General features: G+C 71.4%; 16 protein-coding genes. 8 read left to right on the forward strand and 8 right to left on the reverse strand.

The genetic code is table 11. The features are described from left to right. Positions 1 to 147: 147 nt before the first annotated feature. Positions 148 to 1,158 (reverse strand): methionine synthase, encoded by a 1,011-nt coding sequence (locus ACWEN6_RS23155; RefSeq protein ID WP_452572675.1) that lies wholly within the window; start codon positions 1,156 to 1,158, stop codon positions 148 to 150. A 116-nt stretch (positions 1,159 to 1,274) separates the two neighbouring features. On the opposite strand from ACWEN6_RS23155, the gene ACWEN6_RS23160 reads away from it, so the two are divergent. Further along, the gene (locus ACWEN6_RS23160) at positions 1,275 to 1,910 is read left to right on the forward strand and encodes an MBL fold metallo-hydrolase (RefSeq protein WP_354924813.1); all 636 of its coding nucleotides are present in this window, start codon (positions 1,275 to 1,277) and stop codon (positions 1,908 to 1,910) included. A 12-nt stretch (positions 1,911 to 1,922) separates the two neighbouring features. Here ACWEN6_RS23160 and mnmA read toward each other — a convergent pair whose 3' ends face one another. Next, a complete protein-coding gene (mnmA, locus tag ACWEN6_RS23165; RefSeq protein WP_452572677.1) occupies positions 1,923 to 2,993 on the reverse strand; it encodes a tRNA 2-thiouridine(34) synthase MnmA in 1,071 nt (356 codons plus the stop codon). A gap of 155 nt (positions 2,994 to 3,148) precedes the next feature. Between mnmA and ACWEN6_RS23170 the strand changes: the two genes are divergently transcribed. Further along, positions 3,149 to 4,192, forward strand: coding sequence for a DUF695 domain-containing protein (locus ACWEN6_RS23170; protein WP_452572679.1), 1,044 nt, complete (start codon positions 3,149 to 3,151; stop codon positions 4,190 to 4,192). Between the two features lie 23 nt (positions 4,193 to 4,215). Here the strand turns inward: ACWEN6_RS23170 and ACWEN6_RS23175 are convergent, their stop codons facing one another. Continuing rightward, the gene (locus ACWEN6_RS23175; RefSeq protein ID WP_452572681.1) at positions 4,216 to 5,163 is read right to left on the reverse strand and encodes a MerR family transcriptional regulator; all 948 of its coding nucleotides are present in this window, start codon (positions 5,161 to 5,163) and stop codon (positions 4,216 to 4,218) included. 76 nt (positions 5,164 to 5,239) lie between these two features. On the opposite strand from ACWEN6_RS23175, the gene rplK reads away from it, so the two are divergent. Then, complete coding sequence (gene rplK, locus ACWEN6_RS23180; RefSeq protein WP_452572683.1) at positions 5,240 to 5,665, forward strand: 50S ribosomal protein L11; 426 nt, start codon at positions 5,240 to 5,242, stop codon at positions 5,663 to 5,665. 39 nt (positions 5,666 to 5,704) lie between these two features. Here rplK and ACWEN6_RS23185 read toward each other — a convergent pair whose 3' ends face one another. Further along, positions 5,705 to 6,541: a CPBP family intramembrane glutamic endopeptidase gene (locus ACWEN6_RS23185; protein WP_452572685.1), complete on the reverse strand. Its 837-nt coding sequence runs from the start codon at positions 6,539 to 6,541 to the stop codon at positions 5,705 to 5,707. Between the two features lie 347 nt (positions 6,542 to 6,888). Here ACWEN6_RS23185 and ACWEN6_RS23190 point away from each other — a divergent pair, with 347 nt between their 5' ends. Both ACWEN6_RS23190 and ACWEN6_RS23195 read left to right on the forward strand, forming a co-directional pair. Further along, positions 6,889 to 8,091, forward strand: coding sequence for a serine hydrolase domain-containing protein (locus ACWEN6_RS23190; protein WP_452572687.1), 1,203 nt, complete (start codon positions 6,889 to 6,891; stop codon positions 8,089 to 8,091). Between the two features lie 176 nt (positions 8,092 to 8,267). Next, a complete protein-coding gene (locus ACWEN6_RS23195) occupies positions 8,268 to 8,684 on the forward strand; it encodes a DUF2871 domain-containing protein (protein WP_452572689.1) in 417 nt (138 codons plus the stop codon). A gap of 47 nt (positions 8,685 to 8,731) precedes the next feature. On the opposite strand, the gene ACWEN6_RS23200 is transcribed toward ACWEN6_RS23195, so the two are convergent. Further along, positions 8,732 to 9,892, reverse strand: coding sequence for a cysteine desulfurase family protein (locus tag ACWEN6_RS23200; RefSeq protein ID WP_452572691.1), 1,161 nt, complete (start codon positions 9,890 to 9,892; stop codon positions 8,732 to 8,734). Between the two features lie 60 nt (positions 9,893 to 9,952). Here ACWEN6_RS23200 and ACWEN6_RS23205 point away from each other — a divergent pair, with 60 nt between their 5' ends. From ACWEN6_RS23205 to ACWEN6_RS23215, 3 genes are all read left to right on the forward strand, one after another. Then, the gene (locus ACWEN6_RS23205) at positions 9,953 to 10,462 is read left to right on the forward strand and encodes a TetR/AcrR family transcriptional regulator (RefSeq protein ID WP_354847239.1); all 510 of its coding nucleotides are present in this window, start codon (positions 9,953 to 9,955) and stop codon (positions 10,460 to 10,462) included. 605 nt (positions 10,463 to 11,067) lie between these two features. Beyond that, positions 11,068 to 12,411 (forward strand): MFS transporter, encoded by a 1,344-nt coding sequence (locus tag ACWEN6_RS23210; protein WP_452572693.1) that lies wholly within the window; start codon positions 11,068 to 11,070, stop codon positions 12,409 to 12,411. Positions 12,412 to 12,696: 285 nt separating this feature from the next. Beyond that, complete coding sequence (locus ACWEN6_RS23215; RefSeq protein ID WP_452572695.1) at positions 12,697 to 13,203, forward strand: hypothetical protein; 507 nt, start codon at positions 12,697 to 12,699, stop codon at positions 13,201 to 13,203. On the opposite strand, the gene ACWEN6_RS23220 is transcribed toward ACWEN6_RS23215, so the two are convergent. The 3 genes from ACWEN6_RS23220 to ACWEN6_RS23230 all read right to left on the reverse strand — a co-directional run bounded on the left by ACWEN6_RS23220 (position 13,181) and on the right by ACWEN6_RS23230 (position 15,501). Continuing rightward, positions 13,181 to 13,636 carry a DUF488 domain-containing protein gene (locus ACWEN6_RS23220; protein WP_452572697.1) on the reverse strand — a complete coding sequence of 152 codons (456 nt, stop codon included), beginning with the start codon at positions 13,634 to 13,636 and terminating at the stop codon, positions 13,181 to 13,183. The genes ACWEN6_RS23215 and ACWEN6_RS23220 overlap by 23 nt on opposite strands. A 120-nt stretch (positions 13,637 to 13,756) precedes the next feature. Then, on the reverse strand, positions 13,757 to 14,710 hold the full coding sequence (locus ACWEN6_RS23225; protein ID WP_452572699.1) for an electron transfer flavoprotein subunit alpha/FixB family protein: 954 nt from the start codon (positions 14,708 to 14,710) through the stop codon (positions 13,757 to 13,759). Positions 14,711 to 14,721: 11 nt separating this feature from the next. After that, positions 14,722 to 15,501: an electron transfer flavoprotein subunit beta/FixA family protein gene (locus ACWEN6_RS23230; RefSeq protein WP_354924793.1), complete on the reverse strand. Its 780-nt coding sequence runs from the start codon at positions 15,499 to 15,501 to the stop codon at positions 14,722 to 14,724. Between the last annotated feature and the right edge of the window lie 29 nt (positions 15,502 to 15,530).

Genomic DNA, 15,530 nt, shown 5'->3' on the forward strand with positions numbered 1-15,530 from the left:
CACTTGCGACCGGCTGTCCCCCGCTGTTCCGGCGTCCACCTCGCACGAGCCCCATTCCAGGAGCCGGCCGCGGAATGCCGTTCGGGCGGCCACTCGCACGAACCAGCACGCGGGCCCCCGTGGCGCCCGGGCTCCTGCCGTCGCTGGTCAGCCGCGCTCTTCCTCGGGGTCCTCGCGCAGGACGCGGGCCGCCTCCCGGCAGCGGGCCAGGGCGGCGCGGGCGTAGGCGGGAGAGGCTCCGGCCAGGCCGCACGCCGGCGTGAGGACCACCTGCTCGGCGAGTCGCGCGGGGGTGAAGCCGAGCCGTCCCCACAGTTCCAGCGCCGGCTTGGCGACGACGCCGACGTCCGGCAACCGGACGTCGGTGCCCGGGACCACGCCTAGGAACAGCGCCGTGCCGGCCTCGATCGCCTCGCCGATGCGGTCCTCGTCGCGGCGCCGCAGCAGGCTCGCGTCCAGCGAGATCCCCCGGGCCCCGGCGGTGCGCAGCACCTCCAGCGGCACCCCGGGCGCGCAGCAGTGCACGATCGTGAAGGTCTCGGCGGGCAGGACCACGCCCAGCTGGTCGGCGGCGACCGGGGCCTCGACGGCGGCCAGCCGCCCGAAGCCCGAGGCGGTCGGCACGGTGCCCGCGAGAACGGCCGGCAGGCCGGGCTCGTCCACCTGCACCAGCACCTCGGCCCCCGGCACCCGCGTGCGGACGGCGTCCAGATGAAGCGCCAGCCCCTCGGCCAGCGACTCCGACAGATCGCGCACGGCCCCCGGGTCGGCGAGGATCTTGTCTCCGTGGCGCAGTTCCACGGCGGCCGCGAGCGTCCACGGCCCGCACACCTGGATCTTCAGGCGGCCCTCGAAGCCCAGCGCGACCTCTTCCAAGGCGTCCAGGTCACGGGCCAGATGGTCCCTGGCCCTGCGCATGTCGCGGCCCGGGCGGTCGGCGACGCGCCATCCGGACGGGCGGACCTCGACCGGCATGTCGACCAGCAGCGACGCCGTGCGCCCGATCATGTCGGCGCCCACGCCGCGGCCGGGCAGCTCGGGCAGGTACGGCAGGCCGGGAAGCTCGCCGAACACCATGCGCAGCGTCTCGACGTGGTCTTCGCCGGGGTGGGACCCGACGCCCGTCGCACTCGCCGCATCCCACGGAAACTCGCTCACACCGCGCAAGCTTAGGGACTGCCCGGAGGTCGTGGACTCATCGGAGCCGAGAGATCGTCCGAAAGAGCGGTGGGCGCGCTTCCGGACCGCTGATCGGGCAGGTCCATGATGGAGGGATGAAGCTCACCAAACACGGTCACGCGTGCGTCCGCCTGGAGAAGGACGGCTCGACGCTGGTCATCGACCCCGGCGGCCTCACCGAGGAGTCGGCGCTCGACGGAGCCGACGCCGTCCTCATCACGCACGAGCACTTCGATCACCTGGACGCCAAGCGTCTGGCGGCCCTGCGCCCCGACGTGCGGATCTGGACCTGCGCCGCCGCCGCCCAGCAGCTCGAAGGGCTGAGCGCGAAGGTGAACGTCGTCGGCGAGGGCGACTCCTTCACGGCCGCCGGATTCTCGGTGGGGGTCCTCGGCCGCGAGCACGCGCGCATCGCCTTCGACATGCCCGTCGTGCAGAACGTCGGCTTTCTCGTCGACGACGAGGTCTTCCACCCCGGGGACGCCTTCACGCTGCCCGGCAGGCCCGTCGGCACCCTGCTCACCCCGACCAGCGGCCCGTGGCTGAAGGCCATGGAAATGGTGGACTACCTGCGGGAGGTCGCGCCGCAGCGGGCGTACTCCATCCACGACGGCCTCTACAACGACATCGGTCTCATGCTGGTGGACAACATCCTCTCCCGCCGGGCCCAGGCCCAGGAGGCGGACTTCCGCCGCCTCGCGACCGGCGAGAGCGTCGACCTGCCCGGCTGACCCCGAGGGCGGTCAGCAGGACGAGGCGATGGTGGCCGAGCCGAGGACGGTGTCGCCGTCGTAGAGGACGGCCGCCTGGCCCGCGGCCACGCCGGTCGCGGGAGCGTCCAGCTCTATGTGCAGGGCGTCGCCGGACACCTGGGCGCGGCAGCCGTACACCTCGCCGTGGGCACGGAGCTGCACCTGGCAGACCAGCGGTTCGTGCGGCGCGGCGATGGGGCCGTTCCAGACCGGGCGCTCGGCGTCGATCGAGGTGACCGCCAGCGAGGAGCGGGGGCCGACCGTCACCGTGTTGGACACCGGCTCGATCGACAGCACGTAGCGCGGGCGGCCGTCGGGCGTAGGCCGGTCGAGGCGCAGGCCCTTGCGCTGGCCGACGGTGAAGCCGTACGCGCCGGCGTGGGTGCCGAGGACGGCGCCGGACTCGTCGACGATCGGGCCCGTCTCGGCGCCGAGCCGCTCGGCCAGGAAGCCCCGGGTGTCGCCGTCGGCGATGAAGCAGATGTCGTGGCTGTCGGGCTTGTCGGCCACCGTGAGACCGCGGGCGGCGGCCTCCTCGCGGACCTCGGCCTTGGTGGAGCCACCCAGGGGGAAGACGGCGTGCGAGAGCTGCTCGCGGGTGAGGACGGCCAGCACGTACGACTGGTCCTTGCCGGAGTCGACACTGCGGCGCAGCACACCGTCGGACAGGCGGGCATGGTGGCCGGTCGCGACCGCGTCGAACCCGAGCGCGAGCGCGCGGTCGAGCACGGCCTCGAACTTGATCTTCTCATTGCAGCGCAGGCACGGGTTGGGCGTGCGCCCGGCGGCGTACTCGCTGACGAAGTCCTCCACGACGTCGCGGTGGAACCGCTCGGCCATGTCCCAGACGTAGAAGGGGATGCCGATCACGTCGGCGGCGCGCCGGGCGTCCCGGGCGTCCTCCAGCGTGCAGCAGCCTCGCGCGCCGGTGCGGTAGGACTGCGGGTTGGCCGACAGGGCCAGGTGGACGCCCGTCACGTCATGGCCGGCCTCGGCGATGCGGGCGGCCGCCACCGCGGAGTCGACGCCGCCCGACATGGCGGCAAGCACACGAAGACTCATAACACCCCCGAGGTTACCCGCCCCCCGGCCCCGAACGGCTGCCGCCGCCCACTTCGCCCCCTCCGCTCGCCCGAGACCGGGTGGCGGGGCTGCGCGGATCTTGGATGAGGGCTCACGTTCGCGTTCAAGGCGTACACCTGGGAGGATCCAGGGCCATGGGACTGTTCGGGCGCAAGAAGGAGCCGGGTGGGCCTGCCGAGGCGATCACCGGCTTCTGGGCGTGGTGGGCCGATGCGCGGCCGAAGGTCGAGACGCTGCTGGACGCGGGCGACCGCGAGGCCCTCGCCACCGAGGTCGGCCCGGCGGTCGCCGCGCTGAGTCCCGAGCTGACGTGGGACATCACCCCGGGTCGCGCCGCGCTGCACGCGCTCATCGTCTCCTCGGGCGGTGACCCCGAGCTACGTCCGCTGGCGCATCGCTGGGCGCTCGCCGCGCCGCCGACGGACGCGCTGTGGGAGTTCCTGCCCTCGCGCCCGGCCCACTCCGATGCCGCCTCCCTCACCTTGGAGGTGGCGGGCCGCGAGTTCGCGCTGGGCGAGCTGGTGCTCGGGCTGCGGGTGCCCAACGGCGCCACGCGCATCGACATCGCCGCCTTCCACCCGCTGTTCCCTGACCTCGACGACGAGACGCGCATGGAGGCCGCGCTGCTGGCCCTCGACTGGCTGCTCGGCGAGGACGAGGTCGCCCGCTGGGTGGGCGACATCACCGCCGCCACGTTCCAGCCCATCGACGCCGTGGCCGCCGTCCACCTGCCGGCCGTGGTGGCCGACCTGGCCTCGGAGTTCGAGCAGGAGCAGTGGGCCCTGCTGGAGGGCCAGACCGGCGACGGAGCACGCCTGATCGCCGCCGCCCGCCATCCTCTGCGCCCGGTCGATCATCCGCTGCTCGACCAGCACATCGCGATCACGCTGCCGTACGCCGAGTCCGACGAGGACGGCCTCCCGGACGGCGGGTCGGCGGCGGCGCTCCGCGAGTTCGAGGAGCGCCTCGCGGCCCTTCTCGACCGGCTCGGTGACGCGGCCCTGCTGGCCGTGCACGTGAGCGCGCAGGGCTCCCGGGTGCTGCACGTCTACGCCGACCCCGCCGCCGAGGTCCCCGCGCAGGTCGACAAGCTCGTCTCCACCTGGCACGAGGGCCGCCCCGACATCGCCATCGCCGAGGACCCCGGCTGGATCGCCGTCTCCCCCTTCCTGAGCTGACGCCTCGGTGGGCCCGGCCGGCGTCAGGGGGTCGGGTGGGCGCGCAGGGCCTTGGCTATCCAGTCGTGGGCGATGGTCTGCGGGTGTGGCCAGGGGGTGCCCTTGATCGTGGCGACCAGTTGCCAGTGGCGGACGGCGCGCGGGTCGTGCTCTTCGTACCCGCGTGACAGCGAACTGCGGAACTCCGGCCCGTCGCCCGCCGCGCCGTGCATCCCGCTCAGCAGGATGACGACCCGGGCGAGCACCGCCCCCGCCTCGGCGGACTCCGGCTCCACGCCCTTCTCGACGGCCGCCAGGACGGTTTCGGTGATCTCCTCGTTGGCCCGGCACCAGCTCTCGAACCGCTCGTCCCCGGACCGGTCGCGCCGCTCCCAGAAGCCGGTGTCGTCGCGCCGCAGGACGGCCCGGTAGTCCTCGTCCGAGAGCAGTTCGGCCAATTCCAGCCACGCGTCGAGTTGTTCGATGGTCGGCTCGGACGGCAGGTCGGGCACCATGGCCTCGCGCAGCCCGGTGAGCCATTGCTCGCGGGCGCGGCTGCCGCCGCCGACCTCGCCGACGAAGGCGTCCATCAGCGCCTCGCGCTCGGCGGCTCCGAGGCGGCCGAGCGTGTTCAGCCGGCGCAGGTCGGTCTCGGAGGGCTCGCCGCGCTCCAGGGTCGCCCGCAGGACGGCCCGGGTGCGCTGGAGCGCCTTGAGCTGGGTCTCCACGGTGCGGAGCTGGAGGGCGAGCACCTGACGCAGGTCACGCTCGCCCAGGTCGCGGATCGTCGCCAGGTCGACGCCGACGTCGCGGAGCGTGCGGATGAGCTCGAGCCTGGCCAGGTCCTCCTCGCCGTACAGGCGGTACCCGGCGGCCGTGCGCTCGCGCTCGGGCAGGACACCGACGTCGGAGTAGAAGCGGATGGTCTTCACCGGCAGGCCGGACAGCCGGGCGACCTGCCCGATGGTGTAGCCGTCGTGTCGTGGCTCCATGGCTCGGCTCCGTCGTGTCCTGCGGGCGGAAAATCCCGTTGAGTCTCCAGTTACTGGACACTTTACCTTTTCCGGCATGGCTAAGAACAAGATCACCAGAGTCGTGAAGATCCAGCTCAGAGCGGGTGAGGCGGGACCGGCGACCGTCGGCAAGGACCTCGGCCCACTGGGGATCAACCTGATGGACTTCTGCCGGCGCTACAACGCCGCGACCGAGTCCCAGCGCGGATTCGTGGTGCCCGCCGAAGTGACCGTGTACGAGGACAGGTCGTTCGACCTGGCCACCAAGATGCCCACCACCGCCTCGCTCCTGCGCAGAGCGGCGGGCCTGGACGGCGGCAGCCCCCGCCCCGGGCACCAGACCGCCGCCACCATCACCCGCGACCAGCTCCGCGAGGTCGCCCGCGTGAAGCTCCCCGACCTCAACACCACCGACCTCGACCAGGCCGAAAAGATCATCACCGGCACCGCCCGCTCCATGGGCCTCCAGGTGAGAAAGTGACCGATCCACCGTCCCACCCCTGGTTTCATCCGTTCGCCGTCACTGGGCGGGGGTGGGGCCGGGCTCGACCGGGGTGAGGCGTCGGCGGCGGGGGACGATGGTGCCGCGCTTGCGGGCCAGGCGGATGAACAGCCAGGTCACCAGCAGGCCGGCGGCCACCGTCACCAGGCTCGCCTCAGGGCCGAAAGCACCGCCGGTCAGCGCCGCCGGTCCCGACGTCAGGCCGTCCAGGAGCCCCTCCGACCCGGTCTTGCCCGAGACGTCGGTGCCGAAGATCCCGGCCTCGGTGTAGTTCCAGGCGAAGTGAAGGCCGATCGGCAGCCAGAGCGTGCGGGTGGCGGCGTAGGCCGCGGCGAGCATCCAGCCGGCCTCGATGCCGATGGCGAGCGCCCCCCACAGGGTGGCGTGCGGGTTGATGATGTGCATCAGGCCGAACACCAGGCCGGTCAGGACGAGCGCCCCCCAGGTGCCGAGGCGCTCCTCGATGATCCGGAACAGCACGCCCCGGAACATCACCTCCTCGGTCACGGCGGCGGCGGCCGTGACGCCGATCAGCGTCACGGCGCCGCCGACCGAACCCCAGCCGTTCACCCGGTAGCCCCCGAACAGGGCGATCAGCAGGATGACCGCCGTGAACATCGCCGCACCGATCAGCAATCCCCGGCCGAGTGAGGCGGCGGCCCCTTCCTTGGCCACCTCCACGGGGTCGCGGTGCTCGGTCCACCGCACCACCTTCGCGTACGTCAGCAGGGCGAGCACGGCCGTCGCGACGCCGGCGATCAGCGCGAGAACGGGGACACCCTGCACCGCGCCCACCAGCAGGCTGCCGAGGAAGGCCACCACCGCGACGGCCACGAGTTGCTTCACCAGACGCACGACGACTCCTTGTGGGTTTCCCGCGGCCCGGCGCCGCGCGTGCCCAGAACGCTATGGATTCGCGGCCCCGGAATCGTCACCACCCAGTGGACACCTCCCCGTAGCTCGCACGGGGGACAAGGCGACCGGCCGCCCGTCCACCGGCGACGCGGAATCGCCGGAACCCTCGGAACCCTCCGTACGCCCGGGGAGCACCCGGGCGATCAGCGATCACGCCGCCCGAGTTGCCGAAGTACCTGCTTCCGCGCGTACTAGATCGATAAGATCGCGCAAAAGTTACTAAAGGTACTCGGGGGACGAAAGTGGCGCTCAGTCGGCGTGAAGTGTTCAAGGTGGGCGCCGGGCTGATGCCCGCGATCGCGCTGTCCGGATCGCCGGCGTACGCGGCGGGCGCGCCCACCGTGACGGCCACGGGCACCGCGCCCTCGCAGCTGGCCGCCCTCGACACCGTGATGAAGACCTACATCAAAGAGCGGAACATCCCCTGCGCCCAGCTCGCCGCGGTCAAGAACGGCAAGCTCGTCCTGGCCCGGGGATACCGGTACAGCAGCGACACGGCCGTCCCTGCCGTGCAGCCGACGTCGCTGTTCCGGATCGCGAGTCTCAGCAAGAACATCACCGCCGCGGCGGTCCTGCGGCTGGCCCAGGACGGCAAGGTGTCGCTCGGAGCGAAGGTGGCCGACCTGCTCGGCCTGCCGACCACGACCGACCCGCGGCTGAAGAACGTCACCCTGTGGCGCCTGATGCAGCACACCGGCGGCTGGGACCGCGACATCTCCGGCGACTACCTGATGGCCGATCGGACCATCGCCGCCAAGCTCGGCATGCCGCTACCGGTCGGCAAGAGCGACATCGTCGCCTACGCCGGCGGCCGGCCGCTGGACTTCGCCCCGGGCGCCCGGATGGCCTACAGCAACTACGGCTACCTGCTGCTCGGCCTGGTCGTCGAGAAGGTGTCGGGGCAGAGCTACGAGTCGTACGTGAAGCAGAAGCTGCTCGCCCCCGCCGGCGTCACCCGGATGCGGCTCGGCCGCGGCCTGAGGTCGCAGGCCGCGGCGGGCGAGGTGCCGTACTACTCGCAGTACACCGCCAAGACCGTCCTGGACGACTCGGGCACCGTCGTGCCCGCGCCGTACGGCGGCTTCAACATGGGAAACCACGCCGCCAACGGCGGCTGGCTGGCCTCGGCGGTCGACCTGGTCAGGTGGGCCCGGATCTTCGACGCCGCCGGACCGGTGCTCAACGCCACCTCGATCAGCCGGGCGTTCGCCAAGCCGGAGATCGGCGTCAGCGCGGACGGCTCCTGGTACGGGTGCGGCTGGTACGTGCGCCAGGTGACCGGCCACCTCAACACCTGGCACAACGGCAGCCTGCCCGGCACCTACACCTACCTGGCCCGGCTGCAGCAGGGCTTCACCTACGCCGCCGTCTTCGACCAGCGCGAGGAGACCGGCACTCCGGACTACGACGTGCTCAGCTCCCGGATGAACACCGTCTGGAACGGCGTCACCACGTGGCCGACCGGCGACCTGTTCCCCAAGTACCTCTGACCCGGGCGGCACCGGCGCTCGCTCGCCGCGCCGGAGCTCCTCCGGCGATGACCTCCGCAGCAATACGAGCCGAAACGACGCCAGGCTCGGTGGCCGACGAACCACGCCGGGCTCCGTGGCCGCCGTCCGGCGTTCCGGCCGCCCATTCCTGCACCAACTCCCCTGAGGTCGCAATCATGAAAAAGCTCTACTACGCGGCACACACCTACATGATCCTCGGCGTGGTCAGCGGTCTGTACTACCGCGAACTCACGAAGATGAACGACTTCACGGGCGACACCCAACTCGGGGTGGTGCACACCCACCTGCTCGCCCTCGGAATGCTCTTCTACCTCGTCGTGCTGGCGCTTGAGAAGTTGTTCACCCTGTCGGCGAGCAAGCTCTTCAACTGGTCCTTCTGGGTCTACAACGCGGGCCTCGCGCTGACCGTCCTCATGATGATCATCCACGGCACCCAGACGGTCCTCGGCGCCAGAACCAGCGCGGCGATCTCCGGCATCGCCGGACTGGGGCACATCGTGCTGACCGTGGGCCTGATCCTCTTCTTCGTCAACCTGGGCAAGCGGATCCCCGCGACGAGCGGCACGAGCTGATCACCCGCCCGGGCGGCGTACAGCCCCGGGCGGGTGGACGGGAGGTGTCAGGTCAGGCCGGCGCGGCGGGCGCGTTCGACGGCGGGGGCGATGACCTGGGCCAGCTCTTCCACGTCGGCGGCTGTGGAGGTGTGGCCGAGGGAGAAGCGCAGCGAACCGCGCGCCCGTACGGCGTCGGCGCCCATGGCGAGCAGCACGTGGGAGGGCTGGGCGACCCCGGCGGAGCAGGCCGAGCCGGTCGAGCACTCGACTCCCTTGGCGTCCAGCAGCATCAGCAGCGCGTCGCCCTCGCACCCCGGGAAGGAGAAGTGGGCGTTGCCCGGCAGGCGCTCGTCGGGGTGCCCGTTGAGCACCACGTCCGGCACCGCCGCGCGGACGCGGGCGATCAGCTCGTCGCGCAGGGCGCGCAGCCGGGCGGCCTCGGCCTCCCGCCGCTCGACGGCGACCCGCACGGCGGTCGCGAACCCGGTGATCGACGGGGCGTCCAGCGTGCCGGAGCGGACGTCGCGCTCCTGGCCGCCGCCGTGGAGCACGGGCACCGGGTCCACGCCGCGGGCGAGCAGCAGGGCGCCGGAGCCGACCGGGCCGCCGACCTTGTGCCCCGAGATGGTCATCGCGTCCACGCCGGACGCGGAGAACGACACCGGCAACTGTCCCACCGCCTGGACGGCGTCGGTGTGGAACGGGATGCCGTACTCGTGGGCGATCGCCGCCAGCTCCTGGATCGGCTGGACGGTGCCGACCTCGTTGTTGGCCCACATCACGCTGACCAGGGCCACCCGTTCAGGCGCCCGCTCGATGGCGGCGCGCAAGGTGCCGGGGTGAATGCGGCCGTACTCGTCGACCGCGAGCGGCTCCACGGAGGCGCCCTGGTGCTCGGCCAGCCAGTGGGCGGGGTCGAGGGCGGCGTGGTGCTCGACGGCGCTGATCAGAAGGCGGTCGGCGCCGTGGGAGGCGCGTCGCGCCCAGAACAGGCCCTTGATGGCGAGGTTGTCGGCCTCGGTGCCCCCGGAGGTGAACACGACCTCGCTGGGCCGCGCGCCGAGCGCGCCGGCGATGGCCTCGCGCGACTCCTCGACGACCCTGCGGGTGCGGCGGCCCGCCGCGTGGAGGGACGAGGCGTTGCCGACGCGGGCTAGCTGCGCCGTCATCGCATCGACGGCCTCAGGAAGCATCGGCGTGGTCGCCGCGTGGTCTAGGTAAGCCATGGCGTACTCCAGCGTAACCCAGTTCGCGCACTGTACCGTCCAGCCGGTATAGTTACGGGCGTGCGGAAAGACGAGCTTTTGAACGCGGCGGAAGACCTGCTGGCCGACCAGGGGGCCGGGTGCCTCACGCTGTCGGCCGTGGCAGAGCGGGCCGGCGTGAGCAAGGGCGGTCTTCTGTACCATTTCGCCACCAAAGAAGCCCTGATCAAGGCCCTGATCGAGCGCCTCATCGCCGATTTCGACGAACTGGTCGCCGCCCAGGGCCAGGCGTCCTACACCCGGTCCTACCTCGCGGCCACCCTGGCGGCCATCCGCACCGGGCGGCTGCGGCGCTGGGCGGTGGTCACCGGCGCCGCCGGCGACCCGCAGTTGCTGGCCCCGTTGCGCGAGGCCATGTGCCGCTGGCACCGCGAGGGCATGCAGACCGAGGCGGACCCGATGGCGGCGCAGATCGTCCGCCTCACCTGCGAAGGGCTGTGGGACGTGGCGACCCATGACCCCGGCATCTACGACGAGGCCCAGTACGAGGAACTGCACCGGCGCCTGCTGGCCCTGCTGTCGCCCTTATGACCGGGCCACGCCGCTCGCGTACACGCGCAGGAGCCCGTCAGCCTGTGAGGGAGCCCGTCAGCCTGTAAGCGCCCTTCCCGGCCGACCGCCGGACAAGGCCTTTCAGCGGGCGCGTCCCCCTGCCTTCTGTCCGCATCCGGCGGTCCCCCGCCCGGCGGCATGGAGCCCCCACCATCCTCCGGCCCGCCGGCGACCACCCGGCCGCCGCGCCTGACCGGCCGGCACCCGTTCGGCCGCCGCGTACTTATCGGCATCCGTTCGGCCGCCGCGCTCCTCATCGGGCATCCGCCGCTCACGCGCTCCTCATCGGGCATCCGCCGCTCACGCGCTGCTCATGGGGCATCCGTTGGTCGCCGCGCTCGTTATCGGCATCCGTTGGTCACCGCGCGGTGACCCCACGCCATCCAATCTGCCACCGCGCCCTGACCTGCCGCCATCCGTTCGGTCGCCCGCGCGCTCCAGCTCGCCGCATCCCTTCGATCGTGGACGTCCGTCCTGCCCGGCCTCCTGCCCCCCGGCGTCGACCGCCGTGCCTGAGGCCGCGACCGGCGCTCGTCCGCGCACCCCGTCCACACCTGTGGACACCAACGTGAAAGGAACTTGTGTTGACCCCCGTTCTGAGGGTGGCCCGCGTGCGGGCGATCCTCACCTTCGTCCTGGCCGGCCTGATGTGCGGCACGTTCACCGTGCGCATCCCCGCGCTGGCCGAGAAACTCGGCATATCCGAGGCCTCGGTCGGCGTCGCCCTCCTCGCATGGGGGCTCGGAGCCCTGGTGACCATGCAGTCCATGCGGGGCGTGATGGCACGGGTGGGCAGCCGTGCCGTCCTGCGGGCCGGAGCCCCGCTCACCGCGGCGACGCTCGCCGGGGTGGCCTTCGCGCCCTCCCTGCCGTGGCTGGTCGCCGCGACCGCGCTGTTCGGCATGGCCTTCGGCGCGGTGGACGTCGCCATGAACGCGCACGGCTCCGCGGTCGAGCAGGCGTACGGGCGCCCGCTGATGAACGGCATGCATGCCGGATGGTGCGTGGGCGCCGGGTCGGCCGGCCTGCTCGGCACGCTCGCGATCTTCTTCGAGGTTTCCTTCACCGCCAACCTGCTCGCGGTGGCGATCGTCTCGGCGCCGATGGCTTACCTGCTCAGCCGCGGCTTCCTCCCAGACGGAGCCGTCCCGGCGGACCGGCCGGCCACCGCGAAGTCCGCCACCTCCGAGGGCTCCACGCCCTCCATCCGCTCCCAGAGCTCCACGCGCCCCGCCGAGTCCCAGGGCTCCGGCGCCTCCGGCCGTGGCAAGGCTCGGACGCGGATGCCCCGGGTGATCTACCTGCTCGGCGCGATCGCGTTCGGCGCGTTCATGGTCGAGGGCGCGGTCGCCGACTGGAACGGATTGTTCCTGCGGAACGTCATCGGCGCGCCCGAGGCCGTCGCCGCCCTCGGCTACCCGATCTTCGAGGCGGGCATGCTGATCGCCCGGCTCATCGGCGACCGGCTGCGCGCGGGCCTCGGCGCCCGCCGGCTGATCGCCGCCTCCGGCCTCGGCACGGCCGCCGCCTTCACGGTGGTGATCACGACCTCCTCACCGGTGGTCGCCGTCGCCGGGATGGCACTCGTGGGGATCAGCGTCGCCGCGATCTCCCCGATCGCGCTCTCGCTCGCGGGCACCGCCACTCCCACCCCCGGCCCGGCGATCGCCCAGACCGGCGCGATGGGGTACGCCGGCCTGCTCCTCGGCCCGGTCGTGATCGGCTTCCTCTCCCACGCCATGACACTGCGCTTCGCCCTCGGCATCGCCGCCGTCCTCGGCGTCTCGATCGCGGTGGCGGCCCGCTTCCTGCCTCGCACCCGTTCCCTCCGGGACGCCACCACCACCGCCGAGCCCCGGCCCTCCGCCCTGCGCGCCGCGGCCCCCAAGCGCACCCCCGAACCCGAACCCCTGGACCTGGTCGCCTGACACCGAACGCCCACCGCCCTCTCAAGACCACAAGGGCGGTGGGCGTCAGGTCCGGCCATGTCAGCGAACCGGAGTCGCAGCCCCGCCGCGCCGTGAGCCTTGCCGCCCCGCGCTACAAGCTCGCACGGACCCGGAGCCGCGTAGAGCCGGAAATCCGATTCGAGTAAGGAACTATCGGCGATACTTCCCATTTACCTTATTTCGGATCGTCCACGGGCCGAAAGCTGGCGACCACGTGCGGACAGCTTCATCGTCGAAAACCACCTTGATGGCTGGGCGAAACGGATGCCCTACCTTGATGACTACATCGAAAGCTCGATGTGCGAACTGATCGCAGCCGTACGCCGACAGCCCTCTGCGCGATCATTGGCGGCGATTCGCCCCGAGAAGGTGCTCGACCTGATCATCCGGCCGCATCCTGGGTGGACCACCGCCGAGCAGAGAAAGATCGATCAGTACGTCCGGCAACTGGGACTGTTCGAATCGACATCCCGGACGGCTCTTCAAGCCCCCCGTTTCAAGGCCTGGTACCGCTACCGCTGCGGGTCTTCCACCTGCAGGGCCCACGAGCAGGGCGTCTACGACTGGGAGCTCGTGGCCTTGCAGCGTCGTCTGAGGGAACGTGACGATGACACGGTCAAGCGGGCCATCCAGGAGAAGTTCTGGGACATGATGTGCGCCCCTGACCGCGACACCATCTTCTATGTAGGCAACCAGCAGGCGCACCCGCAGAGCTTCATCGTGCTGGGTGTCGTCTACCCGCGGAGGCTCACGCGGAAAGGGGGTAGGTGAACCGCTCACCGAGGGCCGACAGAACGAGATCTCGGTGGCAACGGCGCTGGTCGGCTTCGAAGCACATCACTGCGACACGCCGAAGACGGCATGCATCGACGATGCGTTGCAAGCACTCCTGCGTTTCCGGGGTCGAAAGCCCGGCCGAGTAGACATCGCGGGCGGTGCTCAGCTCGCCGGGGCTGCCGCCGAACCCCGCCCTGTTCCATTTCGGATTGCCCAGGTGCCGCATGTGTTCGTAGCCGATGCCGGCTTCGGTGAGAGCTCCTGCCAGAGCGGTCTTGCTGAACCCTCGCTTACGGGAGATGGGCGTCAGGCGGACGTCGACCAGCAGCTCCACGCCTTCGCGACGCAGCATCTCGATGAACCCAGGAAGATCGCGGCCTTCGTATCCCACGCCGATCGCCCGCGCGCTCTGTTCCATCACCGGCATGATCTCAAGCCTTCCATACAACGCCCATCGCTGTTCGATGGACTCGCCGGGAGGGTGCGGAAGGGCGCCGTCCTCTCGGCCTATGGACGAGGGGACGGCGCCCGGGGTCGGTGAGGGGGGTTACTTGCGCTTGTCCACTTCTTCGGTGAGTTGGGGGACGATCTGGTGGAGGTCGCCCACAACGCCGAAGTCGGCCAGCTCGAAGATCGGGGCCTCGGGGTCCTTGTTGATCGCGACGATGGTCTTGGCGGTCTGCATGCCGGCCCGGTGCTGGATGGCGCCGGAAATGCCCGCCGCGATGTAGAGCTGCGGGGCGACCGTCTTGCCCGTCTGCCCGACCTGGAACTGGTGCGGGTACCACCCGGCGTCGGTCGCGGCGCGCGAGGCGCCGACGGCGGCGCCGAGGGCGTCGGCCAGCTTCTCGATGACCGCGAAGTTCTCGGCCGAGCCGACGCCGCGTCCGCCGGAGACCACGATGGCGGCCTCGGTGAGCTCGGGGCGGGCGCCCTTCTCCTGCTTGACCCGCTCGACGACCTTGGCGGCCTTGTCGGCCTCCGACAGCGTCACCGTGACCTGCTCCTCGGCCGCCGCTCCCGTGGAAGCCTCGGGGGTGGTGGCGTTGGGGCGCACCGCGAAGATCGGGGTGCCCTTGGCGACCCGGGAGTGGACGTTGACGCCGCCGCCGAAGATGGACTGCTCGGCGACCGGGCCGTCGACGAGGCCCACCGCGTCGGTGATGATGCCGGAGTCGGTGCGGATCGCCAGGCGGCCCGCCACTTCCTTGCCCTCGGCCGTGGCGGCCACCAGCACCGCCGCCGGGGAGGCGGAGGAGACGAGCTGGGCGAGCAGCGCCGTCTTGGGGGCCACGACGTGGTCGGACACCTCCGCGGAGTCGGCGATGTAGACCTTGTCGGCGCCGTACTCGGCCAGCCGCGCCTTGGCGTCGGCGGAGTAGCCGGGGCCGGCCCAGACCGCCGACGGCGAGCCGAGCGTGCGCGCGAGCGTCAGCAGTTCGAGGGTGACCTTCTTGACCTCACCCTCGACGTGCTCGACGAGAACCAGAATCTCAGCCATCGACCCGCCCCTCAGATGAACTTCTTCGACGCGAGGAAGTCGGCGGCCTTGGAGCCGCCGTCGCCCTCGTCCTTGACGATGGTGCCGGCCGCGCGCGGCGGGGCGGCGGAGAAGTCCGCCACCTCGCTCCAGGCGGCGGCGAGGCCGACCTGGGCGGGGTCGATCTCGGCGTCGGCGACGCCGAAGGTCTGCACCGGCTTCTTCTTCGCGGCCATGATGCCCTTGAAGGACGGGTACCGCGGCTCGTTGATCTTCTCGACGACCGAGACGACGGCGGGCAGCGAGGCCTGCACCTTGTCGTAGCCGTAGTCGGTGACGCGCTCGATGGTGACCGCGGAGCCCTCGACGTCGACCTTGCGGGCGAAGGTGAGCTGCGGCGCGCCGAGGCGCTCGGCCAGCATGGCGGCCAGCACGCCCATGCGCGCGTCGGTGGACTCCGAGCCGAGGATGACCAGGTCGAACCCGATCTTCTTCAGCGTCTGGGCCAGGGCGTAGGAGGTGGACAGCGCGTCCGAGCCGTGCAGCGCGTCGTCGACCAGGTGGACGGCCTTGTCGGCGCCCATGGCCAGGGCCTTGCGGATGGTGTCGGAGGCCTTGGCGGGCCCCATGGTGAGCACCGTCACCTCGCCGCCGTGCGCCTCCTTGATCTTGAGGGCCTCTTCGACGGCATACTCGCACAGCTCGTTGATGACCCCATCGGCGGCGTCACGGTCGAGCGTGTTGTCCTTGTCACTCAGCTTGCGCTCGGTCGCCGTGTCGGGGACCTGCTTCACGCAGACGACGATGTTCATGGCCGGTGGCCGACCTCCCGTTTCACGAG

Source organism: Sphaerisporangium sp. NPDC004334, from assembly GCF_053602655.1.